This window comes from Pelomonas sp. CA6 (genome assembly GCF_022549225.1).
In the GTDB taxonomy this organism is placed as follows: Bacteria; Pseudomonadota; Gammaproteobacteria; order Burkholderiales; family Burkholderiaceae_C; genus Roseateles.
In genome coordinates this window covers 41,648-68,352 of sequence record NZ_JAKZFD010000002.1, presented here as the reverse complement: position 1 = coordinate 68,352, position 26,705 = coordinate 41,648, and the positions used below count along the sequence as shown (strand labels likewise).

General features: G+C 69.9%; 27 protein-coding genes. 14 read left to right on the top strand and 13 right to left on the bottom strand.

The window, feature by feature from the left end; all coding sequences use genetic code 11:
- Window positions 1–84 precede the first annotated feature (84 nt).
- The 5 genes from LZ017_RS04025 to LZ017_RS04005 all read left to right on the top strand — a co-directional run bounded on the left by LZ017_RS04025 (window position 85) and on the right by LZ017_RS04005 (window position 4,233).
- Window positions 85–300, top strand: coding sequence for a putative motility protein (locus tag LZ017_RS04025; RefSeq protein WP_241298788.1), 216 nt, complete (start codon window positions 85–87; stop codon window positions 298–300).
- A 500-nt stretch (window positions 301–800) separates the two neighbouring features.
- A complete protein-coding gene (locus tag LZ017_RS04020; protein ID WP_241298787.1) occupies window positions 801–1,169 on the top strand; it encodes a DUF2834 domain-containing protein in 369 nt (122 codons plus the stop codon).
- Window positions 1,170–1,579: 410 nt separating this feature from the next.
- The gene (locus LZ017_RS04015) at window positions 1,580–1,984 is read left to right on the top strand and encodes a hypothetical protein (RefSeq protein ID WP_241298786.1); all 405 of its coding nucleotides are present in this window, start codon (window positions 1,580–1,582) and stop codon (window positions 1,982–1,984) included.
- 355 nt (window positions 1,985–2,339) lie between these two features.
- Complete coding sequence (locus LZ017_RS04010) at window positions 2,340–3,572, top strand: transposase (RefSeq protein ID WP_241298785.1); 1,233 nt, start codon at window positions 2,340–2,342, stop codon at window positions 3,570–3,572.
- Window positions 3,573–3,759: 187 nt separating this feature from the next.
- Complete coding sequence (locus LZ017_RS04005; RefSeq protein WP_241298784.1) at window positions 3,760–4,233, top strand: hypothetical protein; 474 nt, start codon at window positions 3,760–3,762, stop codon at window positions 4,231–4,233.
- A 311-nt stretch (window positions 4,234–4,544) separates the two neighbouring features.
- Here LZ017_RS04005 and LZ017_RS22225 read toward each other — a convergent pair whose 3' ends face one another.
- On the bottom strand, window positions 4,545–5,171 hold the full coding sequence (locus tag LZ017_RS22225; protein ID WP_241298783.1) for a transposase: 627 nt from the start codon (window positions 5,169–5,171) through the stop codon (window positions 4,545–4,547).
- 136 nt (window positions 5,172–5,307) lie between these two features.
- Here LZ017_RS22225 and LZ017_RS03995 point away from each other — a divergent pair, with 136 nt between their 5' ends.
- Window positions 5,308–5,646 (top strand): hypothetical protein, encoded by a 339-nt coding sequence (locus tag LZ017_RS03995; RefSeq protein ID WP_241298782.1) that lies wholly within the window; start codon window positions 5,308–5,310, stop codon window positions 5,644–5,646.
- Window positions 5,646–6,104, top strand: a complete 459-nt coding sequence (locus tag LZ017_RS03990; RefSeq protein WP_241298781.1) for a T6SS immunity protein Tdi1 domain-containing protein — start codon at window positions 5,646–5,648, stop codon at window positions 6,102–6,104. The genes LZ017_RS03995 and LZ017_RS03990 overlap by 1 nt, the downstream gene beginning before the upstream one ends.
- 228 nt (window positions 6,105–6,332) lie before the next feature.
- Here the strand turns inward: LZ017_RS03990 and LZ017_RS03985 are convergent, their stop codons facing one another.
- Window positions 6,333–6,515, bottom strand: a complete 183-nt coding sequence (locus tag LZ017_RS03985) for a hypothetical protein (protein WP_241298780.1) — start codon at window positions 6,513–6,515, stop codon at window positions 6,333–6,335.
- Window positions 6,516–6,872: 357 nt separating this feature from the next.
- On the opposite strand from LZ017_RS03985, the gene LZ017_RS03980 reads away from it, so the two are divergent.
- Window positions 6,873–7,166 carry a hypothetical protein gene (locus LZ017_RS03980; RefSeq protein WP_241298779.1) on the top strand — a complete coding sequence of 98 codons (294 nt, stop codon included), beginning with the start codon at window positions 6,873–6,875 and terminating at the stop codon, window positions 7,164–7,166.
- A 42-nt stretch (window positions 7,167–7,208) separates the two neighbouring features.
- On the opposite strand, the gene LZ017_RS03975 is transcribed toward LZ017_RS03980, so the two are convergent.
- From LZ017_RS03975 to LZ017_RS03945, 7 genes are all read right to left on the bottom strand, one after another.
- Entirely contained in the window at window positions 7,209–7,556 is a 348-nt protein-coding gene (locus LZ017_RS03975) for a DUF2200 domain-containing protein (protein WP_241298778.1), read from the bottom strand.
- 13 nt (window positions 7,557–7,569) lie between these two features.
- Window positions 7,570–8,055 carry a hypothetical protein gene (locus tag LZ017_RS03970; RefSeq protein ID WP_241298777.1) on the bottom strand — a complete coding sequence of 162 codons (486 nt, stop codon included), beginning with the start codon at window positions 8,053–8,055 and terminating at the stop codon, window positions 7,570–7,572.
- Window positions 8,056–8,060: 5 nt separating this feature from the next.
- Window positions 8,061–8,489 carry a hypothetical protein gene (locus LZ017_RS03965; protein WP_241298776.1) on the bottom strand — a complete coding sequence of 143 codons (429 nt, stop codon included), beginning with the start codon at window positions 8,487–8,489 and terminating at the stop codon, window positions 8,061–8,063.
- Between the two features lie 33 nt (window positions 8,490–8,522).
- On the bottom strand, window positions 8,523–9,296 hold the full coding sequence (locus tag LZ017_RS03960) for an ABC transporter substrate-binding protein (protein ID WP_241298775.1): 774 nt from the start codon (window positions 9,294–9,296) through the stop codon (window positions 8,523–8,525).
- A gap of 190 nt (window positions 9,297–9,486) precedes the next feature.
- Window positions 9,487–9,864 carry a hypothetical protein gene (locus LZ017_RS03955; protein ID WP_241298774.1) on the bottom strand — a complete coding sequence of 126 codons (378 nt, stop codon included), beginning with the start codon at window positions 9,862–9,864 and terminating at the stop codon, window positions 9,487–9,489.
- A 20-nt stretch (window positions 9,865–9,884) separates the two neighbouring features.
- A complete protein-coding gene (locus tag LZ017_RS03950; protein ID WP_241298773.1) occupies window positions 9,885–12,629 on the bottom strand; it encodes a serine/threonine-protein kinase in 2,745 nt (914 codons plus the stop codon).
- A gap of 58 nt (window positions 12,630–12,687) precedes the next feature.
- Window positions 12,688–13,254, bottom strand: a complete 567-nt coding sequence (locus tag LZ017_RS03945; protein WP_241298772.1) for an ECF-type sigma factor — start codon at window positions 13,252–13,254, stop codon at window positions 12,688–12,690.
- A 281-nt stretch (window positions 13,255–13,535) separates the two neighbouring features.
- On the opposite strand from LZ017_RS03945, the gene LZ017_RS03940 reads away from it, so the two are divergent.
- On the top strand, window positions 13,536–14,159 hold the full coding sequence (locus LZ017_RS03940) for a diguanylate cyclase domain-containing protein (RefSeq protein ID WP_241298771.1): 624 nt from the start codon (window positions 13,536–13,538) through the stop codon (window positions 14,157–14,159).
- Between the two features lie 99 nt (window positions 14,160–14,258).
- On the opposite strand, the gene LZ017_RS03935 is transcribed toward LZ017_RS03940, so the two are convergent.
- Window positions 14,259–15,914: a phytase gene (locus LZ017_RS03935; protein ID WP_241298770.1), complete on the bottom strand. Its 1,656-nt coding sequence runs from the start codon at window positions 15,912–15,914 to the stop codon at window positions 14,259–14,261.
- A gap of 46 nt (window positions 15,915–15,960) precedes the next feature.
- Window positions 15,961–18,537: a TonB-dependent receptor gene (locus LZ017_RS03930; protein ID WP_241298769.1), complete on the bottom strand. Its 2,577-nt coding sequence runs from the start codon at window positions 18,535–18,537 to the stop codon at window positions 15,961–15,963.
- Between the two features lie 217 nt (window positions 18,538–18,754).
- Between LZ017_RS03930 and LZ017_RS03925 the strand changes: the two genes are divergently transcribed.
- Genes LZ017_RS03925 through LZ017_RS03910 form a run of 4 tightly spaced genes read left to right on the top strand, consistent with a single transcriptional unit; the run spans window position 18,755 to window position 22,617 of the window.
- The gene (locus tag LZ017_RS03925) at window positions 18,755–19,684 is read left to right on the top strand and encodes a diguanylate cyclase domain-containing protein (protein WP_241298768.1); all 930 of its coding nucleotides are present in this window, start codon (window positions 18,755–18,757) and stop codon (window positions 19,682–19,684) included.
- Window positions 19,684–20,730: an AraC family transcriptional regulator gene (locus LZ017_RS03920; RefSeq protein ID WP_241298767.1), complete on the top strand. Its 1,047-nt coding sequence runs from the start codon at window positions 19,684–19,686 to the stop codon at window positions 20,728–20,730. Before LZ017_RS03925 ends, LZ017_RS03920 begins: the two co-directional genes overlap by 1 nt.
- A gap of 55 nt (window positions 20,731–20,785) precedes the next feature.
- A complete protein-coding gene (locus tag LZ017_RS03915; RefSeq protein ID WP_241298766.1) occupies window positions 20,786–21,625 on the top strand; it encodes an AraC family transcriptional regulator in 840 nt (279 codons plus the stop codon).
- A gap of 20 nt (window positions 21,626–21,645) precedes the next feature.
- Entirely contained in the window at window positions 21,646–22,617 is a 972-nt protein-coding gene (locus LZ017_RS03910) for a DMT family transporter (RefSeq protein WP_241298765.1), read from the top strand.
- Here LZ017_RS03910 and LZ017_RS03905 read toward each other — a convergent pair.
- Window positions 22,607–24,142: a methyl-accepting chemotaxis protein gene (locus tag LZ017_RS03905; protein ID WP_241298764.1), complete on the bottom strand. Its 1,536-nt coding sequence runs from the start codon at window positions 24,140–24,142 to the stop codon at window positions 22,607–22,609. The two genes, LZ017_RS03910 and LZ017_RS03905, sit on opposite strands and share 11 nt — an antisense overlap.
- Window positions 24,143–24,368: 226 nt before the next feature.
- Here LZ017_RS03905 and LZ017_RS03900 point away from each other — a divergent pair, with 226 nt between their 5' ends.
- Window positions 24,369–25,994 carry a S41 family peptidase gene (locus tag LZ017_RS03900; RefSeq protein WP_241298763.1) on the top strand — a complete coding sequence of 542 codons (1,626 nt, stop codon included), beginning with the start codon at window positions 24,369–24,371 and terminating at the stop codon, window positions 25,992–25,994.
- 54 nt (window positions 25,995–26,048) lie between these two features.
- Here the strand turns inward: LZ017_RS03900 and pssA are convergent, their stop codons facing one another.
- On the bottom strand, window positions 26,049–26,666 hold the full coding sequence (pssA, locus tag LZ017_RS03895; RefSeq protein WP_241298762.1) for a CDP-diacylglycerol--serine O-phosphatidyltransferase: 618 nt from the start codon (window positions 26,664–26,666) through the stop codon (window positions 26,049–26,051).
- Window positions 26,667–26,705: the final 39 nt, after the last annotated feature.

Below are 26,705 nucleotides of genomic sequence, written 5' to 3'. Positions count from 1 at the left end.
GTGCCACCCGTCTTCACCATCTTCGTCACGTGGTTTCGTGAACGCGGCACTCAGCCTTGCGCGGCCGGTGCCGATAAGACAGGCATGAGCACCATCAACGCCCTCAGCGTCAACGCCGCGGTCAGCAATGCCTCCAACAGCACGCCTGGCACGGTCGGCAATGCCGCCAGCCTGCTGGTGCTGCGCAAGGCCATGGACGCCCAGGAAGCCGGCGCCGCCGCGTTGCTCGCCGCCTTGCCGCAGCAGCCCGCCTTGGCCACCGAAGGGCACCTGGGGCGGAACCTCAACACCTACGCCTGAACGCCTGGGCGTGCTGCCGCTTGGGGCCAGTCACGGGGCTTGAGCGCTCCGGATCGTGCGAGGGCTGCGCGGGGTGATTCACGCCCGTGGCCGGCCGGGAACGGGCCTTCTAGAGCCTCTGCTTGCAGGCCATCCGCTGGCCGCCCATTGCGCCATCCATCAGCCGGGCCTCGAACTGCGCTCCCCTGCCTGAGCGCCTGTGCCCCGATCGGGGTCGAGGCCATGTCGCCGTGAACTCGCCCTTCTGCACCGGGCGGATGTCGTCCGCACGGCGACCGCCCGTTGAAGGAGGAACGTGGCCAGATCCACGGCAACGGCATTAGCATCCAAGGCGGACCTCTCTCGTTCATGGACCTGATCCCCACGCTCATGAAGACCCGTGAGCGCCTCTCGCGCTGCGGGGCAAACGGGGGCGTCCGGCGCATCACCCGGTCCGACCCGCGTCGGACAACCGCCGCCGCGGCCTCAGGCGTCCGTGTCGAGGACGCGCAGGACCCACCATGCAACTCATCTACCTTCTTTTGTGTGTGGCGGGAACGGCACTGCCGCTCTCGCAGTTCGTCCCGTGGCTCTCCGTGCAGGGTCTCGACCTACCGCTGCTGCTGCAGCAAGCCACATCGACGCATATCGCCGCCTTCGCCTGGTCGGATGTGCTCATTTCCGGCGTTGCCGTCGGTGTCTTCGTTGTCGCCGAAGGTCGCAGGCTCGCCATGCGTCGATGGTGGTTGCCGCTCTTCTGCCTGATGGTTGGCCCTTCGTTGGCCTTGCCGCTGTTCCTGCTGATGCGGGAGCGCCATCTTGTCGCTGCCAGGCCCAACCATTCGTCCAAGCCGACGCCGCCTCTCGGTTCGGCTTCATTCAGGCGTTGAACGATCCCCCGGCGGCGAAAGCGCGGCTCGCTGCCCTTGACCCGTTCGGGGATCTTTTGATGTGTGGGCGGGAAGACTCGCGCTCGCCTCATGGGCTCCCGCCAAGAGGCCGAGCAGGGTTGACGCTGTGTTCGACACCCCAATCGGTGCGATAGGCAGATCGCGCATGGGCGTCTCCAATGCAAAAGCCATCCCGTTGTGGGTTGCTACCGAGCACGCCAGCAGGAAAGCAGCTCATCATTTGAATGATGTGTTTGACTGATATTTAAGGCTGTTGTTCTGTTCAGGCCGTGCCGCGCATAGCCATGCTGCAAGCGGGCTGCAGCCCTGTTGGATCGAAAACGTTAGGGAGACAGCGTGCCGCGTTATGCGGCGCAGCTGTCCGTATATAGCCAAGTTAGGCCACAGAAATGCGCACATCCATTGCCGCCATCGTGCTTGGCGCCGTCGCAATAAACGCTTGCGCGCGCGAGCACGGAGTTGAGAAGCAGGCGAGTGTTCCGCCGGAGCTAAAGAAGCTCATTTCCCAGGTCGGCGACGCCGCAAAGAGAAAAGACTTCGTGACTTTGCGCTCTGCCATGGTTCGAGAATTCGTCTGGAGCTTTGGAGGCGACGGAGACGCCGATCAGGCTATCGCGGAGTGGAAGAAATACCCGCAATACCTTCGTGACCTCGCTGCAGCGACACGGGCGAAGTGTGGTGCTGAAGGCCCCGAATACATTCAGTGCCCGGCGAAGGCCGGAACACAATTCCGGGCTGGATTTCGCCTCGATGGCGGCCAGTGGAAGATGGCGTACTTTGTCGGAGGCGACTGATGGGCAAGAGTCTTTAGTCTAACCAGACTACAGGGACTTCCCAGCGAATAAATCTGCCCGGTACTGACTGTTTCCGATAAGTGCCTTTGCTGTTCTCCCATCCAGAACTGAGTTCGGGTTCGATGCGGCGCCACAGAGAACAGATTGCACATCTACAAGCGGCCTTGTTGCACTCGGGTTTTGGTGCGGGCCCAGATACCAACCGCTCAGCAGGGCTCCATTCGTTCGCCGCCGTCGTCACTTATGGCGCGGCACAGGGTTGAGGCTGTAAAGAAACCTCCCCACGCGAGAATCCCCGAATAGCGCGATCAGGCGCTGGGCGCTGCAATCGAGGCCAAGTCAGAGGGGGCCAGGGATGTCGCGCTACAAGCCCCAGGTTCGAGGTGCGATGTTCCTGCCGGTGGTGCTTTCGGAGCAGCTGGTGCCGGGCAGCTTCGCCTTTGCGCTGAACCTGCTGGTGGATGAGGAGCTGGACCTCTCGGCGCTGGGTGCGCGCTTTCGCAACGAAGCGGTGGGCGCAAGCGCCTACGATCCGCGCGTGCTGCTCAAGATCGTGCTGCTGGGCTATAGCCGCGGCCTGGTGTCGAGCCGACAACTGGAGCGGGCCTGCGGGCATGACATCCAGTTCATCGCGATCAGCGGGGACAGCCACCCCAGCCATGCGCAGCTGGCCAAGTTCGTCAGTGGGCTGGGGTCGCAGATCAAGGCGCTGTTCCACCAAGTGCTGCTGACCTGCGATGCGCAGGGCCTGATCGGTCGGGAGCTGTTTGCCATCGACGGCGTGAAGCTGCCGGCCAACGCCAGCAAGGAACGCAGCGGCACGCATGCGGAACTGCACCACCGGGCACGGCGGCTGGAGAAGGCGGCCGAGAAGATCGTGAGCCTGCACCAAGCGCAGGACAGGCGCACCGGGGCGCCAGGGGATGAAGTGCTCGACGCGCGCCGCCAGCGGCGCGTGGACGCCCTGCGCCGAGAGGCCCAGCGCACGCGAGCGTTTCTGGCCGAGAACACGCCGCTGCGCAATCGCAAAGGCCAGGAGCTCAAGACCAACATCACCGATCCGGACAGCGCCAAGATGGCCACCAGCAAGGGCGTGATCCAGGGCTACGCGGCGCAGGCCGCGGTGGACGGGCCGAGCGACTTCCGCTTTGATTCCAAGGCCAGGACGGCGATCTGCCCGGCCGGCCAGACCCTGCGCAGCAGCGGGGCGATCTACCCGGTGGGCAAGGGCCAGCGGCGCGAAGACTTCAAGGCCAGGCCCGAGGACTGCCACGACTGCGCGCTGCGCACCCAGTGCCTGCGCCACCCCGAACGCACCCGGGCTCGCAAGGTCTCGCTGTTCCACGCCAGCGAGCTCGACCCGAACGATCCGAGCCAGCGCATGCGCCGGGCCATCGACAGCCTGCAGGGCCGCATGCTGTACAGCCGGCGTATCGCCACCGTGGAGCCGGTCTTCGCCAACCTGCGGCACAACAAGCGGCTGAGCCGCTTCACGCTGCGCGGCACGGCCAAGGTGCGGGCGCAGTGGCAGCTGTTCTGCCTGGTGCACAACATCGAGAAGTTGGCGCACAGCGGCTGGCGGCGGTGAGGGCCAGGGCCCTGATATCCCCCATCAGCAGGGATAGGCAGCGCTCACAGGCGGCCGCAGTTGGCGCCACAATAAGCCGGAATGAAAACCCTGCTGAACCAGCTCCCGTTCCGCGCGTCAAAGTCCATGAGGCGTGGGCTGTGGGTTATTGGACAGCTTCGTTAGGCCTCAAGAGAGAAAATCACACATGCGTCGCGTCTTAGCTCTTCTGTTCAGTGTGGCGGTTCTGTCGCCAGTCATGGCGAGCCCTCAGCTTGATCAGATAAAGCAGAACGCCAAGTTTGTTGCCGACCGGTTTGGCCCAGCCAGTGGCGTAGCGAGCTTTGGCTGCAATGGTGATTCTGTCGCATACCTGGACGCATTCATATCGCGTCAAGCAGGCACGATAACCAAAGATGCTCAGTCACAAGATCGCTTCATCAGCCTGTTCGGCGCGTTTCTGGGTGAGTGCATCGTCTCCACGTATGGTGGCGCTTGGGTTGAAGCCAAAAACAGCATTCATCTTGAGGTGCCGGCGAACGGCAAGGTCAACATCGTTCAGCCGTTTCACAAGGTGGCCAAGCGTGTTCAGTTCGGCGAGTCCGAGAGCTTGCTGGTCTATTTTCGAGATCTTCTTCCGGCGGCGCTTGGCAAACCAGCATCCGCCCCTGTCTCCAAGTGAGGGCCGAGCGCGTGAGGCCTAACACCTCATATATGGACACCCCCACAACGGCAAAGGCCTGACCGCTAGTGACTGGCTGGGAGAAGCACCTGCAGTCGTATATCCGGCATCTGGTGTGGGATCGAGTTTGTCTCGTGCCGACATGGAATCTGCGTCACCGCGGCGCCATACGCTACAAGCGGCAGGCCATGAGGCTGCCGGAAGAGTTATCGGCGTCGCGCGGTGTGGGAGGGTTCCCGGCTGGCCATGATGGTCGATCAGACCCATCGCAAGTGGTGGAAGTAGCTGGGTTGTGGGGAAGGAGCTGGCGCTCAGGCCGGCATCGCGAAGCTCTGGCGCTGGGCCATCCTTTCAAGAGCCGCCTTCTCATCGAAGGTGGCGTGGTCGCGCAGCGTGGCGTAGCAGATGCGCGCGAGCTTGTTGGCCAGCGCGCAGGTGGCCTTGTTTGGGTTGGAGCGCGCCTGGACCTGCAGTGCCCACTGGCGCACACCGCCCAGGACCTTGCCCTTCTGGACAGCCGCGGTCGCCGCCCGCAGCACGCTGCGCGCCCCATGGGTGAGCAGCATGCGCAGGTAGCGGTCGCCCTTCTTGGAGATGGGGCCGAGGTGGCGAGTGCCGCCCGAGCTGAACTCGCGCGGTGTGAGGCCGAACCAGCTCGCGAAGTGCCGCGCATCCTGGAAGTGGGTCACATCCCCCGAGGTCGCGGCCACCATGGCCGTGGCCGTCAGCAGCCCGATCCCCGGCACTCTGAGCAGCAGCGTGCAGGCCGGGCTGTGGCGCGCGGCGTTGGCCAGCTCGCGCTCGACCTGGGCGATGCGCCCCAACTCGCGGCAGAAGCCACGCAGCGCGTTGATGCGCGAGGTGCGGGTGCCCATCCACAGCGAGCGGATGCGGTGCAGGCCGTGCAGCGCATCCTGCTCCACCGACTTCACGCGCACCGGACGCAGGTCGGAGGCCCGAACCGCTTCCAGCAGCGTCGGTAGCGTCGGTCTTGTTGCGCCGCACGTAGGCTCGCACGTACTGGGCCGGCAACAACCGCACTTCGATGCCCAGCGAGTTCAGCCAGCGCGCCCAATGATGAGCCGAACAGCAGGCTTCCATGACGACCAGGCCGACCTCGCGATTCAGGAACCAGCGTTCGAACTGAGAGCGCGTGAGGCGCTGCGTCTCGACAAGGCGCCAATGCTCATCGGCAACGGCAATCTGGAAAACACTCTTGGCCAAATCCACGGCCACGGTCGTAGCATGCATGTCGGACTCATCGTGTTTGTGAAGCTGATCCCCACGCCCATGGAAACCAGTACCGTGATCTTGCGCGGCAAACAAACGGGGGAGTCCATCCCATCACTCGTGCCGACTCGCGTCGGCAAGCCACCGCTCTCGGCTCAGCTTTCACGTTGGGATCTATGTTAATGCTCCGTCCGTTTTTTACTGGTGCTGAACATGTCGATGCGACTGCTCTCCTCGATGAGTGGCGCTGGCTTGTCCCACCTTCCGAAACGCCATTGTTTCTGACTGCGATGGGCGATTGGGTCTTCGGATCGCCTGATGGAAGCTTATGGCTTCTCTCGATGCTTGATGGGTCATATTCAAAGATCGCGGACGACTCCGTCCAATACAATCAACTGAACAAATCGCAGAAGTGGATTGAAGAAACTTTTCAATCGGTCTGGTTTGATATCGCTGTTGGAAATGAAATTAAGCCCGGCGAAGCTGAGTGCTTAGGTTGGAAGTTACACCCTCTATTGGGCGGAAAGTTCGAAGTGGGGAATCTTCAATGCTTCTCAATGCTGGTGTATCAAAGCCTTATGGGGCAGTTGCACTGCCAACTTCAACAACGAGCCAAGGCCATTCCTGAGAAAAAGCCATAGTTCAAATTCTGGTAAATCCCAACAATGCGCTCCAGCGGGCGCCTGACGGCGCCGCTGAGCTTTGAAGTTGGGCCTACTAATCCCGTGAGCCATCAAACACTATCAGCCTCCCAGGCGCGCCAGCCGCGGCACTTCCCGCGCTGGGTCGCCGTTGGGTTTGTGGTTGTCGGGTTGGCGTCATTCTCTGCTCTCGGCTACATGCTGACCACGGCCTTCCATATGGTCGCTTCAGGGCGCGGCCTTGAAACCTACCGAACGTTTTGGCTCGTTGAGTTCAATTGGCTCGGCTTTCTCGTGTTCAGCGGCGCAGCCGTAGTGGCGCTTGTCGTGGCTGCCTTTCTCCGCCTTCGTGAGCACATGCAGTGGCGCTCCCTCGAAAGGAAGTGCGGTGGCCAAAAACAGTAGGTCCACCCCGGCGGTCAATCAGACGGCCTGCAAGCAAGTACTTGCAGGCCCCCTCCGCCTTCGGCTCCGGCAGCCGGTTACCTCTACTACAAGGGCTTCCCCGTCCGTCAAGCCAAACGAACTCCAGATGGCCCGCGCCGCGGGGCATTGGCTTTTCGGTTCCTTTTCAGGGCCTGCAGCCGTGGCGTGAGGCAAGCACTGGCAAAGACAACAAGGTACGGACTGGCCAAACTACAAACGGTCATTCGTGTGGCGTTCGATGCCACGACCCCTGATGAAGGACGCACGCGGGGACCCGTTCGTTAGCCGGCAAGTCTGGCGCCACCCAGCCGCCCCCCCAAGCGCACGCTATGCTCCCGCCCCATGAACATCCTGCTTGTCTGGGTCGCCGCGCTGGCCCTGCTGTTCGGCCTGGCCGCGGCGATGGAGTGGAGCGCGATACGCCACCGGGTCAATGGCGCCAACGGCCTGACCATCCTGGTGGCGGGTGTGCTGGGGCTGGCCAGCATGCCGCTGGGGTTCGGCGGGCTGTGGTGGTTCGCCGGCCTGGGCCGGGCGGCGCTCATCACGACGGCGGCGGCTGTGATCGGCGGCGCGCTGTGGTGGGGCCTGGTCAACGCGCTGGACCGCGCGGCGAAGAAGCAGGGCAAGACCTGACCCTCGATAAGCCAGCGCTCACGCCCGCGCCCGCGTCCGCGCCTAGCGCAGGATTTTCTCCATCGCCTTGCCCTGGGCCAGCTCGTCGATCAGCTTGTCCAGCACGCGGATCTTCCACATCAGCGGGTCTTCCACCGCTTCCACACGCACGCCGCAGACGCTGCCCTTGACCCGCGCGGCGTTCGGGTGAAAGGCGGGCGCCTGGGCGAAGAAGGTTTCAAGGTCGTGCCGCCGCTCGATCTGTTCCCGCAGGCCGGCCGGGCCGTAGCCGGTCAGCCAGTGGATGATCTGGTCCACCTCGTCGGCGCTGCGGCTCTTGCGCTGCGCCTTCTGGACGTAGAGCGGATAGACCTTGGCGAACTCGGTGGCGAAGATGCGCGGTCGGGTCATGCGCCGGCTCCGTCTACCGCAGCTCGGTCTTCAGGCGGGCCAGGAATTCGGTGGCGGCCTGCGGGCCAACCTGCTGGCGCAGCGCGTCGGCCGTCACCTTGAGCACTTCGTCGACCAGCTCGCCGCGCAGCCGGGCGCGGGCTTCCTGCGATTTGGCTTCCAGTTCGCGCAGGCCGCCGTCGACCAGCGCCTGCACGCGCGCGCGCGTCTCGGCCTCCAGCCGCTCGCGCTCGGCGCGGGCCGTGGCCTGCAGCTGCGCGGCTTCGTGCATGGCGCTGGCGCGCAGCCGCGCCGCGTCGGCCTCGGCCTGCTCGCGCAGCTGCCGCGCCTGGGCGTCGGCCTGCTCGCGCCGGCGCGCGATCTCGTCGCCCAGCGTGCGGTCGCGGTCGAGCACCGCCCGCGCCGCGCCGCCCACGCGCGCATGCGCGCGCAACGCCAGCCACCAGACGAGGGGGAAGGCCACCACGGCGCACAGCAAGGCCAGCACCAGTTCGTTCATTCGCATCACGCCCCCTGGGTGGTGGCTGCGCCCAGTGCCAGCAGCTGCTTGACGAACCAGGTGGCCAGAAACAGCGAAAGCAGGCCGATGAAGGCCGACAGCGCATGCCGGGCCGAGGGCGGGGACTCGGCCGCCAGCGCGAAGCGGCGCTCGTCCGGCGCGGCCAGGCGCAGGCAAGTGAACCAGACCACGGGAAAGGCCGCGGCCACCAGCACCGCCGGCCCCACGGTCCCCGAGGCCGCGATGCCCGTGGCCTTGGACACCGCCGCCGACACCACCATGGCCGTGGCGGCCGCGGCCAGGTCGGCGCCAAAGGTCTTGGCGTTGAACACCCGGCACATCAGCTGCAGATACATCGTCACCAGCGCGAAGCCGATCGGCACGGCATAGGTGTCCGCCGCGGAAAGCAGGCGCGCGATCTGGGGAAGGTCCATGGGTGGGCGTCCGGCCGTGGTGCGTGGGCCATGCTAACGCGCCGTGGCGTCGCCGGGCAGCGGGCGCGAACGCGCGCCCTGCTCGGGCGGCGACGCGGCCAGCGCGTACTGGCTCCACAGCGCCTGCAGGCGGCCGTTCTGCGTCAGGCGGTGCAGCGCCGCCTGCCAGCGGGCCACCTCGGCCTGAGGCGTGTTGCGCGACAGCGCCACATAGCCCTCGATGCGCAGCACCAGCGCGCCGGTGCTGCGCGCGGCGTTCTCGTCCAGCTGGGCTTCGCTGAGGTGCTGGGCCAGGTTGCTTTCGGCGGCGACGGCCAGGCGCACGCGGCCGGCGACCAGCATGCGCATGCAGCCGGTGTAGCTGCTCACCGGCGTCAGCCGCGCGAAGCCGCGCGCCTGCAGCAGCGCCTCGACCGAGCTGCCCTTGACCACGCAGACGGGCAGCTGGCGCGCGTCCTCCAGCCGGCTCAGCGCCACCGGCCGGCCGGGGTTGTCGTAGAGGTAGAAGTGTTCCAGCGAAACCGGGCCCACCCAGTGCAACTGGGTTTCGCGCTCGGGGCTGCGGTTCACGTTGACCAGGGCCACGCGGTCCTGGTTCTGCAGCAGCATCAGGCCGCGCGCCAGCGGCACGTCCTCGACCTGGGGCGGCAGCCCCAGCTCCTGCAGCAGCGCGCGCAGCAATTCCAGGTAATAGGCGCGCTTGCCGGCGTGGGGCCGGCCGCGCAATTCGCCGTCGCGCACCTCGGCCTGTTCGCCGGTGCTGTGGGTATAGGCCGCCCAGCCCGGCTGGGCCTGGGCGGCCGTCACGGCCAGCGCGCCTGCGATCAGAACGGCCCAGGCGCGCCGCGGTCTCCATCCGGGCGGCCACGGCCGCCGCACCAGCGCCAACACCACCCCGCGCATCCGATCCTCCCTGTTGGATCTGCCTTCATCGCGTTCGTGCTGCGATGGTGGCGCGGGAGGCGGGGGATGTCTAGGGGATCGTGGCGGATGCGGATCAGAGGCCGTCGTTCAGGACCTGCGGGTCGGTGCTGGAGTACAGCTCGGTGACCGCGCCCATGGTCGAGAAGGTCAGCAGCACGCCCTTGGTCACCACCTTGTCGGTGGGCATGGCCACCGCCACCTGGTTGTAGGTGGCAGGGGTGAACGCGGGGTCGATCTCCGGCGTGTCGGCGCGGTCGGCGATGGCGCCCACCAGCACCAGGTCCGGGCTTTGCGACTGGATCAGCGCAAAGAGCGCGGAGCCGGCGCTCTTCTTGATCTTCAGCGGCTGCTGCAGCGGCTCGCCGGTGCCCTGCGGGTTGTCATAGAACTCGCAGGCGGCATGGGTGCCATCGGCCGAGACCAGCGCGGTGACGTAGAAGGTGTTGGACATCGAAAACTCCCTCAATATGGTTAGGGGGTGGAAGAAAGGGGTTGTGCGGGCAACATTCGCTGGGATTCCAACCAATGCTGCAGTGATCGGGCGTCAGAACTCAGGCCGGCGCACTCAAGAACTCCGGCCCACGCCTTAGTGACGCCGGCATGAACCCGCAGCAGTTGCATACCAGTGCCAACTGGATGTTGGTGCATCAGTCGCTGGCACTCTGCTCGGCGCTCCAATCCTTGCTGAGTAAGCCGCGCCATCATGAGCTGCAGGTCTAAGTCCGCGACCGTCAGGTCCAAATCACGAAGGCTGGTACTCAAATCAGTCTGAACCAGCTCCCAGGCCTTTTCCAGCCGCACTCGTCCCAGGCGGCCTTGGCCTTGGCCTGCCAAAGCCTGAGCCTCCATGAGGGCCAGCTCTACCCTTAACGGATGCCAGCGAGCAGAGGGACGGCGCCCAGCTTCCAGCGCAGTCAGCCTTTGTGACAGCGCTTGTACTGGCGCCAGCGATGGAGTCTTGTTGCTCGTGCGTAGCAGAGCGGTTTCTGCGCGGATCAATCCCGAAGCCCATAGGCGGTTACTCGGGTCTTGACGGGTCAGGCTGGCAAATCCTTGAACCGACTGAGCGAAGTAGCCCGACGCACCAACTCGTCCATCGATTTGGAACTCTGCAAGTCCAGTCGCGTATGCGCTGTCCGCATACCGCTTGAGCCAGCTGAGGTCTGCTGGGTAGCGCCTGCGCAATTGATCGGCACGCTGCAGCGCCTCCAATGACACCGCTCGTGCCTGCAGAAAGCGTCCCCGACGCATCAACGTGGAACCCAACCAACTGGCGCTGTCGATCCAATAACCGGTCAGATCCGCATCCTCCGGTCTCTTCGCCAGCACCCTGTCCTTCAACGCAATCGACCGCCTGAACGCCTGCTCCGCCTCGTCCAGCTGCCCCTGGTCCAGGTGCAGCGACCCCAGGCTGTTCTCGGCATAGGACAGCTCCACCTGCGCGTCCAGGTCCTGCGGCGCGGCCTTCAGCCATTGCCGGCTGACCTCGCGGTAGCGTGACCAGGACTGCTGCGCGGCGTCGAAGCGGCGCTGGGTGTAGGCCACATGCCCCAGCCAGAACGCCGTCGCGCCCTGGGCCTTGCGCCATGCGGCGTTCATCTCGGGCGACGGCGGTTCGCCCTGCAGCAGCGCGTTGGCGGCGGTCAGCGGCTCGATGGCCTGTTCCAGCTCGCGCTTGGACACGCGCACCTCGCCGATCACGGTAAGGGCCTTGGCGCGCTGCAGGCGCTCCATCGCGCCCAGCGTGCCGTCACGGCCCTGGGTCAGGGTGTGCAGGGCCTTGCTGCCCACGCTGTCCAGCAGCTCCAGCCGGCCCACCGGGCGCAGCTTGTCGGCGAACTCGCCCAGCATGTAGGAGAGCAGGTCCTCGGCCTGCTGGCGGCGGGTCTGGGCCTGCTGTTCGGCGGCCTCGGCGCGGCGCGCCTGCAGCACGCTGACGCTGGTCAGCCCCACCAGGGCCAGCACGGCCAGGCTGCCGGCGCCCACGGCCAGCCGGTGGCGGCGCACGAAGCGGCCCAGCACGTAGAGCCTGCTGTCGGGCCGCGCGCTGATGGGTTCGTGGACCAGCCAGCGGCGCAGGTCGTCGGCAAAGGCCTCGGTGTTGGGGTAGCGCTCGGCGGCCTTTTTCTTCAGCGCCTTGGCGACGATGGTGTCCAGGTCGCCGCGCAGCAGGCCGGCTTCGCGCGAGATGGCGGGGTCGCCGCTGCGCCGCGCGATCTCGGACAGGCGCTTGGGCTCCAGCTCCATTACCGCGCGCAGGCGGTCCAGCTCGGTCTGGGTGTCGTCGGCGGTGGGGTGGCGGCCGCCCAGCAGCAGGTAGAGCAGCACGCCCAGCGCATAGACGTCGGTGGCGGTGGTCACGTCCAGCTGCTGCACCTGTTCGGGCGCGGCGAACTGCGGTGTGAAGGCATGGCCGGCGCGGCGCGTCAGCTCGGTGGCGGCGGCGCCTTGTTCGCCCTGGGTGGCGTCGTCGAGCAGCTTGGCGATGCCGAAGTCCAGCAGCTTCACCTGGCCCTGGGCGTCCACCAGGATGTTGCTGGGCTTGAGGTCGCGGTGCAGGATCAGGCGCTGGTGCGCGTGGCCCACCGCGGCGAGCACGTCGAGGAAGAGGCGGATGCGCCCCTCCACGCCCAGGCCTTGCTCCTGGCAGTAGCGGTCGATGGGCTGGCCGTCGACATACTCCAGCACCAGATAGGGCTGCGGGCCCTGCGGCAGGGTCTGCACGCCGGCGTCGAGCAGGCGCGCGATGTGGGGGTGCGAGAGGCGGGCGAGGATCTGGCCTTCGCGCGCGAAGCGGCCGCTGTCGGTCTTGCCGACCAGGCCGGCCTTGAGGAACTTGACCGCCACCAGGCCGTCGAAGCGCCCGTCGGCGCGCCGCGCCAGCCACACGGCGCCCATGCCGCCCTGGCCCAGCTCGCGTTCCAGTTCGTAGGGGCCCAGGCGCTGGCCGCCCAGGTCGGGCATCTGCGGCTTGGGCGCGCCGCCGTCCAGCGCTGCGGCGGCCTGGGCCACGGCATCGGCGCGCAGCACGCTGGCGCGGTCCAGGAAGCCTTCGCGGCTGAGCTGGTCTTCCTCGGCCAGCAGTTCCTGCAGATCGGCGGCCAGCGTGCTGTCCTGCTCGCCCAGCGCGCGCAGCCGCGCCTCGCGGGCGGCGGGGGCCAGGTCCAGCAGTTCGTCCAGCAGAGGGCTCAGTTCGGCCCAACGCGATTTGTCCATCCGGGCAGGCTTGTCGTTCTAAGGTGTCGGTCCAATCCGGGGAAATCGGCCGTTGCGCTCAATTCTTGAGCGCCTGGGCGAGCAGCAGGCGTGCTTTCTTCCAGTCGCGCTGCACGGTGCGCTCGGTAACGCCCAGCGCGGCGGCGATCTCCGCCTCCATCAGCCCGCCGAAATAGCGCATCTCCACCACCTGGGCCAGGCGCGGGTCCATCTCGGCGAGTTCGGCCAGGGCCTCGTGCACGCGCAGGATTTCGTCTTCGCCCTCGGGGGCCAGCTGTTCGGCGACCGCGGTATTGAGCGTCATCAAGATCTGGCCGCCGCCACGGCGCTCGGCGCGGCGGGCGCGCACCATGTCCACGATGACGGAGTGCATGACCCGCGAGGCATAGGCCAGGAAATGGGCGCGGTCGGGGAAGTCGCGCGGTGCCGGGCCGGCGGCCTGCAGGCGCATCCAGGCTTCGTGGACCACGGCGCCGGTGTCCAGCAGGGTCAGGTCGCCGCTGTGGCGCAGCTTGCTGCGCGCGATCTTCTGCAGCTCCCCATAGAGCAGGGAGACCGCCTGATCGGCGGCCTGCGCGTCGCCAGCGCCGGCCTTGTGCAGCAGTTGGGTGATTTCGTTGTTCATCGAGCTGCGGCGCGCGGGCGGGGCAAGCCGCGGGCCGGCCTGCACTCTAGCCGCGTCCGTGGGGCAGGGCAATGAAAGAACGTGGCCCGGCTTGTCGAGCCGCCTCGGGCGGCCCCGGAAGGCGGTGAAAAATTATTTTCGGTGTCGATGTCGGGTCTGCTGTCGGGCGGGCGTTTATAGAGGTGAGGGCAAGGAGCGTGGTCCCGGGGAGGCCGCCAACGCGCGGGGGATTACGCACCATGCCCCACTAATCACAGGAACCGCCTTGGGCGGCGAGGGCGATGAGCGCACGTGAGGGAGACTTGACGTCGGGCAAGAAAGGCTGGGCCACCAATGCGGCGGACCCGGCCTTGTCCGACGGCGCGCGCGGCACGCTGGCCGACCCCGTCGCGTTGTCCACCCCGTCGCAGCTGGCCGCGGTACTGACCCGCGAGCTGCACGTCTGCCGCCGCTACGGCCGCCGCCTGGGTTTGCTGCTGGTGCAGGCCCGCGTGCTGGGCGGCGAGCATCCCGACAGCCCGCCGCTTGAAGAGCGCATGGAGTCGCTGCAGCAGGCCATGGGCCGCCGCCTGGTGGCGCGCGTGCGTGGCACCGACCAGGTCTACCGCGTGGGGCCGCAGCGCTTCGCGGTGCTGCTGGGCGACTGCGGCGCGGCCGAAGTGGCCATCGTGCAGCTGCGTCTGCACGAGGTGCTCAACGGCCCTTATGGCCTGGACGAACACCTGCTCTACGTCGGGCTCAGCATGGGCTCGGCCAGTTTCCCGCAGCAGGGCGGTTCCGGCACCGAGCTGGTTCAGCGCGCCGAAGCCAGCCTGAGCTGGCACCTGGGGCCCTGGGCCGACGACCGCTACCGCGCGGGGCGGATTGCTCCCGGTGGGGATGCGGTGCCGGTGAATCCGAACTGAGCGTTTTTTGGCCTGAGCACCGAAGCTCCGGTGCGGGTTAGATGATCCCAGGCCCAAGGCGAAGGCCCAGCAACCCAGCCAGGCCACAGGGCCTAGCCCTCACCGCGCCCCCAACACCCCCTTCACCGCCGCCCAAGGCACCAGCTTGAAGTTCTGCCGCCCCTGCGGCAGGCGCTTGTGCCCGTCCTGCACCACCAGCACCCCCTCGCGGTAGGCCCCGCCCAGGTCCGCCGCGACGACATCCAGCCCGTCGGTCTCGGACACCCCGTCGATGCCCAGCTCGGCATGGATGCCGATGCGGAAGCGTCCGCGCAGCGCATGCGGCGCCTGGGCGTCGTAGACGGCGTAGCTGTCGCTGCCCTGCGAGGACACGACGAGCAGGCGCTCGGTGGGCGACGCGGCATGGATGGCCAGGCCTTCGACGTCGGCGTGCAGCGCGTCGCTCAGCGGGATGGCGAGCTGCGGTTCGCCGCCCGTCGCCGCGTCGTCCAGCGCGATGCGCCAGACGCCGCGCTTTTCCTCGCCGACGAAGAGCTGGGCGCCGGCCTCGTCGACCACGCAGCCCTCGGGCTGGCTGGCGAGTTTCCATTCGCGCAGCAGCCGGCCCTGCCAGCGCCCGTCGGCGCCGCGCTCCACGCGCAGGCGGCGCAATCGGCCGTCCTTGTCGTTGGCGTAGATGTCCAGTTCGCCGCCGGCGGCGCGGCCCACGCAGACGCCGTACAGGTCGTCCAGCCCGCTGGGCAGGCGCGCCAGCTCGCGCAGCCGGCCTTGCGGCGAGATGGCCCATAGCAGCAGGCTGGCCTCGTCGCGCTGGGTGGCCACGGCCAGGTCCCAGCGCTGGCCGCCATAGCGCAGGCCCTGGCGCAGGTCGACGTTGTTGACCCGGCCCACGGGCAGGAACTGGCGTTCGCGGCCGCGCAGGTCGTAGACGGCCAGGCCGCGCTTCTTGTCGGTGGCGAGGATGAGGCTGTCGGCCGGCCGGCGCGGGTGGACCCAGATTGCCGGGTCGTCGGCGGCGTCGCCCTGGCCGCGCACCGGCTCGGTCTGCGCGCTGGGGCGCAGCACGGGCACCGGGCCGGGGCGGGCCGCGGCCTCGGGATGGGCGGCCTGCCATTGCGCCAGGGCCTGCGCGGCGGCCTGCTCCTGGGCCTTGCCGTCGCCCTGGGCGGGCAGGGCCTGCAGCAGGCGGCGCCGGGTCTGCTCGGCGTCGGCGGCATAGGCCCACAGGCCGACGCCGGGTTCGGCCACGAGCAGCTCGGCGTCGGCGTCGCGCGCCTGGCAGGCGGCCGGGTGCAGCGGCGTGGCCAGGCGGCGCAGCACGTGCGCGCGGCCCTGGTGCAGCAGCCATTGCTCGCTGAGCCCGTCCTCGCCGAGCAGGAAGAGCTGCAGCAGGCCCTGGTCGGCATCGCGGTAGAGGCACAGGCGCTCGACCGCGAAGTCCGGGCCGTCCAGCGTGGCCAGCGGCTGCAGGCGGCCGCCGCGCGCGGCCAGCCAGTGCAGCCGCCCGCGGTCGGCGTCCAGCACCACGGCCTGCGGCGCGCCGTCGGCGCCGCGGCGCTGGTCCCAGCGCTTGGCGCGCAGCGTCAGGCGGTCTTGCTCGCGGCCCTGGTCATCGAGCAGCAGCAGGCCTTTCTTGTCGTCCAGGCGCAGGGTCTGCGCGGCGGCGGGCGGGGCGGACAGCGCCAGCAGCGCCGCCGCCAGCAGGGTGGCGAGCGCCGCGGCGCGCGGGCGCCAGGGGGCGGAAGAGGTCGTCATCGTCGGATTCGTCGGGTTCGTCGGCATGGCGGTCTGCGGGGCCGGCTCAGTACATGGCCATCTTCAGGCCCAGCTTGTAGCTGCGGCCGTACTGCTCGTACTGCACGTTGCGCGAGGCATCGCCCTGGTAGACGCGGTAGCGCGCGTTGCCCAGGTTGAGCGCCTCCAGGCCCAGCTGCCAGCGCGGCGTGATCTGCCAGCGCAGCGAAAAGTCGACCTGGTTCTGCGCGGCGACCCAGCGGTCCTTGCTGGCGTCCATCACGTCGCCGACCTCCAGCAGGTAGGCCGACTTGTGGTTGAGCGCCAGCCGCGTGCTCAGCGGGCCGCGCTCCCAGCCCAGGCTGAGGTTGATGCTGCGGTCGGACTGGCTGGGCAGTGGGATGTCGCGCGCCACATAGCCCTTGGCGCCATGGCCGCCGATGCGCGCGCGCGAGTCGGTGAAGCTGGCGTTGGCGCCCAGGATCAGCCCGTCCAGCGGCGCCGGCAGCCGGCGCAGCGCCTGGGTGTAGGACAGCTCCAGCCCGCTGACGCGCGCGTCGTCGCCGTTGGCATAGGTCTGCACATGGCTGAAGGCGGTCCAGCCCGGGGTGCCGGCGAGGTCGGTCTGGAAGGCGAAGTCGCGGATGGTCTTGTGGAAGACGTAGGCCGACAGGGCGCCGTCGCGGTCCAGCCGGTGCTCCACGCCCAGGTCCAGGTTGCGCGCGCGCAGCGGCTTGAGCTCGGGGTTGCCCAGCGTGGCCTGGTCGCCGTCCACGGTCAGCCCGGGGCTGAGCTGCCCGAAGGCCGGGCGCACCACCGAATGGGTCAGCGCGGCGCGCAGCCAGGTGGCGCTGCCCAGGCCCTGCTTGAGCATCAGCGCGGGCAGCCAGTGGCGGCTGCGGCTGTCGTGCCGGGTGGGGCTGAGCTTGCCGTCGCGCGCCGCCTGGCCCTGGGCCTCGAAGTCCAGGCGCTCATGGCGCAGGCCGACCAGCCATTGCGTGGCGCCGCGCTCCAGCTGGGCCTGCAGGTAGCCGGCGCTGACGCGTTCGCGCATCTGGAAGTCGTTGACCTCGGAGTCCACCGCGTCGCGGAAGGCGGCGCGCGGCAGCGGCGCCAGCAGCGCGCGCAGCGCCGGCTCGGAGATGCCCGCGCCCAGGTCGGCCCAGGGGTAGCGCAGCGCGTCGCTGGCGCGCACGGCGTACAGCGAGAGCTGGGCGTCGTTCAGGTTGTAGGGCGGCTTGCCGAGCAGCTTGGCGCTGGGCGCGTAGGTCTCCAGCTGGTTGTCCTTGTCGCGCCGGCTGTGCTTGGCGCCGCCCTTGAGCGTGAGCTCCCAGCCCGAAAGCTCCAGCTCGCGCTGCAGGTCCAGCTTGACATGGCGCACGGTGTCGGTGGCCTCGCTGTCCTGCAGCTTGGCCTTGTCGAAGCTGTAGGGGCCGCTCAGGTTCAGCTCGAGGCCGGCCAGCGGCAGTGGGCGCGCGCCGTCGACGAAGCCGACGCTCTTCAGGCTGGCCTTGTAGCCCGAGGACGCGAGCGCGTCGGGCTTGGCCTCGCTGGCGCGCGCCCAGCCGCCTTCCAGCCAGCCCGTCCAGTCGCCCATGCGGCGCTCGCCGCCCAGCACCAGCGCGGTGGAGCGGTTGACCTCGCGGCGCGACTTCAGGCCGCGGGTGGCGCTGGCATCGCCGCGCTGGCCCTCCAGCTGCGGGTTCTTGAAGCTGATCTTCAGGGACTGGCGCACTTCTTCGTCGGTGAAGCGGCTGCTGAAGCTGCGCAGGTAGACCAGGCTGTGCTCGTCGGGCTTGAAGTCCAGGTTGAGCGCGCCGCCCAGGCGTTCGCGGGTGATCTCGTAGCGGCGCAGCTCGAAGCTGGCGAGCTTGGCGCCGTCCCAGGCGCCGCCGGTCTCGCTGTTGTCGCTGGCGAAGCGGCGCTGGTCGGCGGACAGCGCCAGCGCCACGCCCAGGCGGCCGCCGGCCAGGCGGTCGGCCCAGGTCAGCGCGCCGCGGGGCCGGGTCTTGCCGGCGTTGGCGTCGTGGTTGGCGCCCAGCTCCAGGCTGAACAGCGAGCCGGGCTGGTCGAAGGCGCTCAGCGTGCGCACGGTGACCAGGCCGCCCAGCGAGTTGGCGTCCTGCTCGGGCCTCAGGGTCTTCTCGACTTCCAGCGCGCGGATCAGCCCGGCGGGCACCAGGTCCAGCCCGGGCGCGCGGCGGTCGGACTCGGACGCGGGGGTGAGCGCGCCGTTGATGTTGACGCTGTTGTAGTCCGGCCCCAGGCCGCGCACGCGGATGAAGCGGCCTTCGCCCTGGTCGCGCTCCACCGACACGCCGGGCAGCCGCGCCAGCGCCTCGGCGGCGTTGTTGTCGGGCAGCTGGGCGATGCCGTCGGCATGGACCACGTTGACCACGCCCTGCGCGGCCTGCTGCTTGTCCAGCGCCGAGCGCAGGCTGGCCGCCTGGCCGGTGACGACGACGCGCTCCAGCGTGTCGGCCGGGCGGGCCGGCGCGGTGGGGGCGGCCGTGGTCTGGGCCTGGGCCAGGCCCAGCACGCCGAGCAGGCCCAGCCCGGTGAGCAGGCCGCGCGCCGGGCGCGGGCCGGCCCAGGGGGCGCAGAAGGGGTTCAGTCGCAGGGAGGTCGGGGTGGAGGAGGCCATGGTGGTGGGGGCTGCGTGCAGCGTTGGGGCCCGCGTCGGGGCGATAAGTCGATCGGGGCCGCATCCTGGGTGGCGCAGATGGCGCTCCCGTGACAGCGTGGCGTGGCGCCGTCGCCGCGGGCCGCGCGGCGCAGCGGCGCGCGCCGGCTGAGCCGAATTGACCCCCCGCGCCGGCGCGTGCGCGGGCTGTCACAGGCGCGGCCTAGCATGCGCGCCCATGCGTATCGGAACTCCGGGATTCGTGCTCGGGCGCCGCCGCCGGCGCCTGCAGCTGGCGCCGGTGCTGGGGCTGCGCCACTTCGGTCATCTGCTGCTGTTGGCGATGGCGCTGCTGGTCTGGGCCTTCACGCAGCAGGGCGGGCCGCGGCCGCTGGCCCAGTACCGCTGGATGGATGTGCTGGGCGAGGGCGGTGGCGCGCTGATGCTGGCGCTGTGGATGGGCTATCTGCGCGCCAGCCGGCCGGCCGGGCGCGTCACCGACCTGCTGTGCCTGGGCCTGGCGGCGATGATGCTGGGCGGCTTCGTCGACTGGCTGGACGAGTTCTGGCTGCTGCCCAAGTCGGTGCTGTGGGACAACTGGATGGAGTCGGGGCTGACGCCGCTGGGCATGGGCCTGCTGACCTGGGGCCTGCATCTGTGGCGCGGCGAGCAGCAGGTGCTCAACGCGCAGCTGCGCGAGCGCGAGCGGCTGTTCCGCGAGCACCGCCAGGTGGACGGGCTGACGCGCCTGGGCGACGCCGGCTACATGGCGCGCCAGGTGGCGCTGGAGCGGCGCCTGGATCGACCGGCGCAGCTGCTGATGCTGGGCTGGCAGGGTTTCGACGCGCGGGCGAGGGCGCTCGGCCTGGCCGAGGCCGACCGGCTGCTGCAGAACGCGGCGCAGCTGATCCTGCTGCACCTGGGGCCCGGCGAGCTGCTGTGCCGCTACGGCGGCGACCGCTTCGTGCTGCTGCTGCCCGGCGCCGACGCGGCGCGCGCGCGCCGGCTGGGTGAGCGGCTGGAGGCCGCGCTGGCGCTCTGGGACGGCGGCGGCGGCGGCACGGCGGGCCTGGGTCTGACGCTGCGCACGGCCTGGGCGCCGGTGGCGCAGGGCACCGACCCGGAGGCGCTGATGCTGGCGCTGCTGGCCCGGCTGGAGCGCGGCTGATGGCGGCGCAGGCCGGTACCCCGATGCTGCCGCCCGGGCTGCTGCCGGCGCCCGGCGAGGCCCGCCCCTACCAGCTGGACACGCCGCTGCTGCCCTGGGGCGAGCAGGGCGTGCTGCTGGCCGAGTTCGCGCGCAGCCGCGAGCTGGACCGCGCCGACTGGCTGGCCGCCGCGGGCGTGCGGGAGGGCCAGCTGCTGAGCCCGCGCCAGCTGCTGGCGCTGCTGGCGCCGCTGGCGGACTGCGGGCCGGACGCCGCCTTCGTGCTCGGCCGCGCCTGGCTGCCGGGCCACTACGGGCTGGCCAGCCAGGCGCTGCAGCAGGCGGCCGACGCGCGCGAAGCGCTGCGCCTGCTCTGCGGCCATGCCGGCCGGCTCACGCCCCTGCTGACGCCGCGGCTGCTGGAGGAGGGCGACGAGCTGCTGCTGCTCTGGACCGACGCCTGCGGTCTGCCGCCGGCGCGGCGCGGCTTCATCGTGGATCTGCACGTGGCCGCGGTGGCGGGCATGTGCGACTGGCTGGCCGGCGAGCGCCTGCCCTGGGCCTTCTGCTTCAACCGTGGCCGGCCGCGCGAGCTGGCCCACCATGCGGTGCACCTGGGCGCGGCGCTGCATTTCGGCGCCCAGGCGGACGCGCTGCGCCTGCCGCTGGCCGCCGCGACGCGGCCCTGGCGCGGGCAGGCCGGCGCGGCGGCGCCGCCGCTGTGGCGCCAGGCGCTGGAGGCCGACCCGGCGGGGCGGCGGCGTGGGCTGCTGGCGGCGCTGCACGACTGGCTGGCGCCACGGCTGGAGCAGGCGCCGACGCTGGACCAGGCGGCCGCCGCCTTCGCGGTGAGCCCGGCCACGCTGAAGCGCCACCTGGCCCAGCACGGCACCCACTTCCAGGCGGAGCTGGACCAGGTGCGCGCGCTGTGCGCGGTCTACCTGCTGCTGCGCCGCGGCGAACCCAGCCAGTCGGTGGCGCGCGCGCTGGGCTTCTTCGACGCCGCCAATTTCCGCCGCTTCTTCAAGCGCTGGACCGGGCTGACGCCGGGGGCGCTGCGGCGCTGACCTGGGGCCGACCCTGTCGGGGAAACAGGGGGCACGATCTGCGATCATCGCGGCCATGGGCTTCGAGCATCCCCAGGACCAGGCGCAGTACCGCCGCCCCGCGCACCGCGCCGGGGTGGAGCTGTACCACGCCAACATCCTGCGCCACAGCTTCGAGCCGCACACCCACGAGGCCTACGGGCTGGGGGCGATCACCGCGGGCGTGGGCGCTTTTCGCTGGCGCGGCGGCGAGCATTTCGCGCCGCGCGCCAGCCTGATGCTGATGAACCCGGACGACCTGCACACCGGCCGCGCCGCCAGCGGCGAGGCCTGGGGCTATCGCATGGTCTACCTGCAGGAGGGCCTGCTGCGCGAGCTGTGCGGCGGCTCGGCCTGGAGCTTCCACGCGGCGGTGGCGCACGACGCCGAGGCTTCGGCGCGTGCCGCCGCGCTGATCGCGGCGCTGTGGCGCGCGCAGGAGCCGCTGGCCTTCGACAGCCTGCTGATGGAGCTGCTGCAGACGCTCGCCCGCCATGCGCGCCACGGCCCGGCGCCGGCGGACGAGCGCGCGTCGCCGCGCTTCGCCGCGGTGACCGAGTACATGCGCGCCCACCTGGAGCGCAAGCTGTCCACCGAGGAGCTGGCCGCGGTGGCGGGGCTGAGCCCCTTCCATTTCCTGCGCAGCTTCAAGAGCGCCTGCGACGCGACGCCGCAGCAGGCGCTGATGGTGCTGCGCCTGGCCGAGGCCAAGCGCCGGCTGGCCGGCGGCGAGGCGCCGGCCGCGGTGGCCGCCGCCGTGGGGCTGACCGACCAGGCGCATCTGACGCGCCAGTTCGCGCGCCGCTATGGCGTGACGCCGTCGCGCTACCAGCAGCAGGTGGGCGCGGCGCAAGCGCGTACAAGACCCGCGGGCTGAACGGCGCCACAGTGGCGTCCATGCTGTCTGGACTTCTTTTTGCGCTCGCGGCCGGCCTGATGTGGGGCCTGGTCTTCGTCACGCCGCTGCTGTTGCCGGACTATCCGGCCGCCTGGCTCACCGCGGGCCGCTACCTGGCTTTCGGGCTGATCGCGCTGCCGCTGGCGCTGATGGACCGCGCCGAGCTGGCGCGCCTGACGCGCGCGGACTGGTGGCAGGCGGTGCGGCTCAGCGCGATCGGCAACTTCCTCTACTACCTGACGCTGTCGGCGGCCATCCAGCGCGCCGGCGGGCCGCTGCCGACCATGATCATCGGCACGCTGCCGGTGGTGATCGCGATCGCATCCAACCGGCGCAACGCGGCGCGCGACGGCCAGTACCCCTGGGGCCGGCTGGCACCGGCGCTGCTGCTGATCGGTGCCGGCATCGCCTGCGTCAACGCGGTGGAGCGCGCCGCGCTCGCCGACGGCGAGCTGGGCCGCTATCTGCAGGGCGCGCTGCTGGCCGGCGTGGCGCTGCTGTGCTGGACCTGGTATCCCATCCGCAATGCCGACTGGCTGCGCGAGCATGCGGGACGCAGCCCGCGCGTCTGGGCCACGGCGCAGGGGCTGGTGACGCTGCCGATGGCGCTGCTGGGCTTTGCCGTGCTGGGCGGGCTGCAGGCGGCGGGCCTGGACCTGCTGCCGCCGGGCTTCGCGGCGCCACTGGGGCCGCGCCCCTGGGTGTACCTGGGGCTGATGCTGGCGGTGGGCCTGTTCGCCTCCTGGCTGGGCACGCTGTGCTGGAACGAGGCCAGCCAGCGCCTGCCGACCACGCTGGTGGGCCAGCTGATCGTGTTCGAGACCCTGGCCGCGTTGGCCTATGCGCTGATGCTGCGCGGCGGCCGGCCGCCGCTGATGACGCTGCTGGGCGTGGCGCTGCTGGTGGGCGGCGTGCTGTGGGCGCTGCGCGTGAAGCCGCAGCGCCCGGCCGGCGGCGCGGCTACAGCCTGAAAGAGCCGACGATCTCGGCCAGCTGGCGCGACTGCGAGCGCAGGCTGTCGGCGGCGGCGGCGGACTCCTCCACCAGCGCGGCGTTCTGCTGCGTCGTGCTGTCCAGCTGCGAGATCGCGATGTTGACCTGACCGACGCCGGCGCTCTGCTCGCGCGTGGCGGTGGAGATGTCGGCCAGCAGGCTGGTGACGTGGCGCACCTGGCCCACCAGCTCCTCCATGGTGCGGCCGGCCTCCTCGGCGACCTGGGTGCCGCTGTGCACCTCCTCGACGCTGGTGCTGATCAGCGACTTGATCTCGCGCGCGGCCTGCGCGCTGCGCTGCGCCAGCGTGCGCACCTCACCGGCCACGACGGCGAAGCCGCGGCCCTGCTCGCCGGCGCGCGCGGCTTCCACCGCCGCGTTCAGCGCCAGGATGTTGGTCTGGAAGGCGATGCCGTCGATCACGCCGATGATGTCGGCGATGCGCTGCGCGCTGCGGTTGATCTGCGCCATCGTCGAAACCACGCGCTCCACCGCCTCGCCGCTGCGCGTGGCGGTGCCGGAGGCCTCGGTGGCGAGCTGGTTGGCCTGCGCGGCGAGGTCGGCGTTGCTGCGCACGGCGGCGGCCATCTGGTCCATGGAGGCGGCGGTTTCTTCCAGCGACGCGGCCTGCTGCTCGGTGCGCATGCTGAGGTCGCTGCCGCCCTTGGCGATTTCCTCGGAGGCGCTGGACACGGTGTCGGCGCTGCTGCGGATCTGCACCACGGTCTGGCTCAGCTGCTCCTGCATGGACTGCATCGCGCCGAGCAGGCGGCCCATTTCGTCGCGCCCGGCGGTCGCCTTGGGCGCGGAGAGGTCGCGCTGGCTGATGCGCTCGGCCAGGTGCAGGGCCTCGCCCAGCGGCGTCATGATGGACGCGATGATGCGCCAGGCCAGCACCAGCCCGCTGGCCAGCGCCAGCGCGAACACGGCGATGACCACCCAGCGCGCCTGGCGGCTGGTGGCCTCGCCCTTGGCGTACTCGGCGGCGGCGATGCGCAGCTGCTCGTCGACCAGCTCGCCGATGGTGCCGCTGAGCGGGTCGATCGCCGGGTAGAGCGCCTTGTTGCAGAACTCCTCCAGCTGGGCGTGATCGTTGGCCTGCAGGATGGCCTTGAGCTTCTCGGTGGCGGCCTGCGCGGGCGCCAGCGCGGCCTTGGCCTTGTCGACCAGCTCGCGCTCGCGGCCCTCGATGCGGGTCGCGGTGTAGGCCGACCATTCATTGCGGATCAGTGTTTCGGCGTCCTGCACGGACTTCAGCGCCGCCGCCTTGTCCAGCGAGCCGGCGCGCGCCTTGTGGCTGGTGTCGACGATGCTGACCGCGTAGGCGTCGGCCACGCGCTTGAGCTGCTTGAGCGGCACGACGCGGTCCTGGTAGACCGTGGCGAGCGCGCCCTGGACCTGGTTGAGGGACAGGACGCTCCAGCCGCCGACGATGGCCAGCAGGGCCAGCAGCACGGCGGAAAGCAGCAGCAGCCTCGTTTTGATGCTGTGGAAGGACTTCATGATGGACCTTGGGGAGTGACAGGGGGGGTGTCAGGTCTTGACTCTAGTTCGACATCCACGCTCCCGCCATGGAAATACAGGGCGCTGTTGCGTGCTGTTCGATGTGCTGGCGCGCAACAGTGCCGAGGGCTCAAAGTGGAGTGTTTTGCTCGGTCTTTGGGGCCGCCGACGGTATAAAGCGGGCCACGACAGGGAGCCGGACCTTCCGGCACAGGGAGAACAAGCCTTGCGAACGAAGAAGAACCGGAACTGGAACGAGCGCGGCCTGCTGGCGGCCGCGGTGGCGCTGTTGCTGGCGTTGCAGGGGTGTGGCGGTGGCGGCGGCCGCGCCGGCGATCCGCTGGTGGGCCCCAGCCCCGGGAGCGGCAGCAGCGGCGGCGGCGGCAGTGGCGGGGGCAGCTCGGGCAGCGGCAGCGAGCCGATCAAGCCCAGCAGCACCTACGCCCAGCAGTGCGCGCCCGGCAACATGCTGGCGCCGGCGGCGCGGCGCACCGCCAGCCTGGGCACCGAGAAGCAATGGCTGCGCGCCTACTACGACGAGGCCTATCTGTGGCGCGATCAGGTGCCGCAGCTCAACGCCGACGCGGCGGCCTACAGCGGCAGCGATGTGCAGCAGGCGCTGCAGGCCTATTTCGACGACCTGCGCACGCCGCAGCTGACCGCCAGCGGCGCGCGCCGCGACCGCTTCAGCTTCATGGTGCCGGAGCAGGAATGGCAGCAGGAGATGCAGGCGGGCGTGGCGGCCGGCTACGGGCTGCGCTGGTCCATGGGGTCGCCGACGCCGCCGCGCAACCTGCGCGTGGCCTATGTGGAGCCGGGCAGCCCGGCGGCGCTGGCCGGCCTGCAGCGCGGCGACCGGCTGGTGACGGTGGACGGCGTCAGCGCCGACGCCAACGACCGCACGGGCGTGGACAAGCTCAACGCGGCGCTCTATCCCGGCGCCAGCGGCGAGACGCACAACTTCGTGTTCACGACGCGCGACGGCATCGCGCGCAGCATGAGCCTGGTCAGCGCGCAGCTGAACACCAACGCCGTGCCGATGGCGCGCGTGCTGAACGCGGCGGACGGCGCCAAGGTGGGCTATCTGGTCTTCACCACCCACATCCAGACCGCCGAGCAGGGGCTGATCGACGCGGTGCGCGGCTTCTCGGCGGCCGGGGTCAGCGAGCTGGTGCTGGACCTGCGCTACAACGGCGGCGGCTACCTCTACCTGGCCAGCGAGCTGGCCTACATGATCGCCGGCGCGCAGCCCACCAACGGGCGCACCTTCGAGCAGCTGCGCTACAACGCGCGTCGTTCGACGGAGAACGAGAGCACGCCCTTCTACAACCAGTCCTGCCTGCCGGTGAACGGCAAGTGCAGCACGCCGCAGAACCTGCCCACGCTGAACCTGCGCCGGCTCTATGTGCTCAGCCAGTCCGGCACCTGCTCGGCGAGCGAGGCGCTGATCAACGGGCTGCGCGGCGTGGACGTCGAGGTGCGGCTGGTCGGCGGGCGCACCTGCGGCAAGCCCTATGGCTTTTCGGGGCAGGAGAACTGTGGCAACCGCTTCCTGCCCATCGAGTTCGAGGGCGTCAACGCCAAGGGCTTCGGCGATTACTCGGACGGCTTCATCCCCGCCAGCAGCCAGCCGGGCACCGGCGTGCCGGGCTGCCAGGTGGCCGACGACCTGAGCCGCGACCTGGGCGACGTGCGCGAGGGCCAGCTGGCGGCCGCGTTGCAGCACCGCCTGAACGGCAGCTGCCCGCCGGTTTCGGTGCAGTCGCAGCAGGCGCGCCACAGCGCGCTGCCGGGCCTGGCGATCAGCGAGGGACCGCAGCTGCGCAACAACCGCTTCCTGGGCGTGCGCTGAAGCCCGCGCCGAGGCGGGCGCCCCGGCGCGCCCGCCGTCGGCGGGCCGGCTGCGTCAGAGCTTGGGAATGCGGATGCGGCTGATCATCAGCGAACCGGAGAGCGCGAACAGCAGCACCAGCGGGTGCAGCTTGAAGCCGGCGACGGTGGTGACGCCCAGCCACAACGCGTCGCCGATCGCGCCCTGCGCGGCGGCCACCCACAGCAGCAGCACCAGCAGCAGCGAGGTCGGGATGGGCGTGCCTTCGAAGTAGCGCACCTTGTCGCCGCCATCGGAGAGCTTTTCGGCGGTGATGTTGTAGCGCGCCAGGCGCGACACGCCGCAGGCGACGAAGAAGACCAGCACGACGCGGTCGTACAGGCCCTGCATGCCGCAGCCGTAGGCGATGGCCGCGGGGGCGACGCCGAAGGAGATCACGTCGGCCAGCGAGTCCAGCTCGCGGCCCATCGCGGAACTCTGCTGGCGCCAGCGCGCGATGCGGCCGTCCAGCACGTCGAACACCAGCGCCGCCGGGATCAGCGCGCAGGCGTAGTACAGGTGCAGGACCTCGCGGGTCTGCAGATAGGTCATCACCGAGAACAGCGCGCCAACGCCGCAGAAGGCGTTGGCCAGCGTGAACCAGTCCGCGAGGTGGAACTCGCGGATCATCGAGAAAGGCTTGGGTCGGTCCATGGCCGTCAGCATACGCGATGGTCCCGGGTCTGCGACCTA